Here is a 253-nt window from a genome sequence, read left to right as displayed (position 1 = left end):
AGGGTCTGCTGCGGGTTTGGGTGACAGGTTCGGTCACGCGGCCTGGAGGGCCGGTGTGGTCATGACGGTTTCGTATTCGACGGGAGTCAGTCGGCCGAGCGAGGCTTGTCGGCGGCGTCGGTGGTAGGTCCGTTCGATCCAGGTCACGATCGCGATCCGCAGTTCTGCACGGGTGGCCCAGGTCCGACGGTCGAGGACGTTCTTCTGCAGCAGGCTGAAGAAGGACTCCATGGCCGCGTTGTCGCCTGCAGCC

Annotated in this window: 1 protein-coding gene; it reads right to left on the bottom strand. The window is 65.2% G+C overall.

Annotated features, from left to right (window positions below; genetic code table 11):
• Positions 1–33 precede the first annotated feature (33 nt).
• Positions 34–253: integrase core domain-containing protein (locus IO33_RS0142395; RefSeq protein WP_031174380.1), on the bottom strand; the 220-nt coding region annotated here is incomplete at its 5' end.

This window comes from Streptomyces durhamensis, from assembly GCF_000725475.1.
GTDB lineage: Bacteria > Actinomycetota > Actinomycetes > Streptomycetales > Streptomycetaceae > Streptomyces > Streptomyces filipinensis.
The sequence above is the reverse complement of the archived record's forward strand: the minus strand, read 5'-3'. Positions and strand labels throughout refer to the sequence as shown.